At 43.2% G+C, this 1,441-nt stretch carries 2 protein-coding genes; both read right to left on the bottom strand.

The window, feature by feature from the left end:
- Positions 1–229 (bottom strand): hypothetical protein (locus R7O13_RS24105; RefSeq protein ID WP_318304831.1); only part of this gene is annotated, 229 nt, incomplete at its 3' end.
- 483 nt (positions 230–712) lie between these two features.
- Positions 713–1,306, bottom strand: coding sequence for a reverse transcriptase domain-containing protein (locus R7O13_RS24100; protein ID WP_318304832.1), 594 nt, complete (start codon positions 1,304–1,306; stop codon positions 713–715).
- Positions 1,307–1,441 lie beyond the last annotated feature (135 nt).

The following is a 1,441-nucleotide window of genomic DNA, read 5'->3' as shown; positions in this document are numbered from 1 at the left end:
TCACTCCTTGTGATGCACTCTCTGCGGCGCTTTTCCTCCTGATGATATATCTCCCCAACGATGGTAGCAGTAGCACCGAATCCCATTCTGTGCATTCAGCCTCTCTTCTCACCCGCTCAGCATCAAACACATGGAGTTCCTCATCTGTATGCTCCGGCTTAAACAGGTATGGCTCTGGGTCTGTGTCCGCTACAAGAAACTCTTCAAAATCGCGTTCAAAGTCGTCCATTGCAGCTACTATAGTCCGGAGATATCGCTAGGCTAAATAAACAGCTGAGCTCTGTTTACCAGCTACGCTGTCAGTCAGTGTGCGGGCTGGAGATTGGTGGAGCAGAGAGGGGAGGGGGTGCCCGCTAGGTATTGTAAACGAGTATGTGTGTATGGAGTGTGTGTGTTACGTTTGAAGAGTCAGAGTTTGGGATGGAGTCTTTTACCCCCTGGAGTGTTACCGGAGTTTCTGGAGTGCTCAAATAAACGGGCCTTTTTCCCGAGCGCTCCTCTGGTCTCCTGCTCGTGAGGGATTCATTACAATATCGTAACATGGTTTAGATTTCTAAATAAACATTCACCTCGTCGCTAGATAGACCTACTCCTGAAAAACTCGTGTCTGCGCAAGGCTTTTTATACCTACGAGGCCACAGTCATTTACCCGACGGGAGGGGTGAGCGAGTGAGCCCTGCAATCTAGAATTTGACCACTGATGTCACTGTTTTTAACCCATTCTGGACTTTACAGGGAGCCAGTGCAGAGAAGCTAAAACAGGAGAAATATGATCTCGTTTCTTAGTTCCTGTTAGTACACGTGCTGCTGCATTCTGAATTAGCTGGAGAGTTTTTAAGGACTTACTAGAGCTACCTGATAATAGAGAGTTACAGTAATCCAGCCTAGAGGTAACAAAAGCGTGGACCAATTTTTCTGCATCTTTTCGGGTCAGGATAGGCCTAATTTTCGCAATATTACGCAGATGAAAAAATGCAGTCCGTGAGGTTTGTTTTAAATGAGAATTAAAAGACAAATCTTGATCAAATATTACTCCGAGGTTTCTTACGGTAGTGCTAGAGGCCAGAGCAATGCCATCTAGAGAAACTATGTCATCAGATAAAGAGTCTCTGAGTTGTTTGGGGCCAAGAACAATAACTTCAGTTTTGTCTGAATTTAACATCAGGAAATTGGTGCTCATCCAAGTTTTTATGTCTTTAAGGCAGTTATGGAGTTTAGTTAATTGATTACTTTCTTCTGGCTTCATCGATAAATACAACTGTGTATCATCCGCATAACAATGGAAATTTACAGAGTGATTTCTAATGATATTACCTTAGGGAAGCATATATGGAGTAAATAGGGTTGGTCTGAGCACAGAACCTTGCGGAACTCCAAAACAAACTTTAGTACGTAATATCTGGTGTAAACAGATGAAAGACATCTTAAAATTGTAAATTAT

It is taken from the genome of Vibrio sp. Y176, from assembly GCF_033438945.1.
This window is presented reverse-complemented; position numbering and strand designations above follow the sequence as displayed.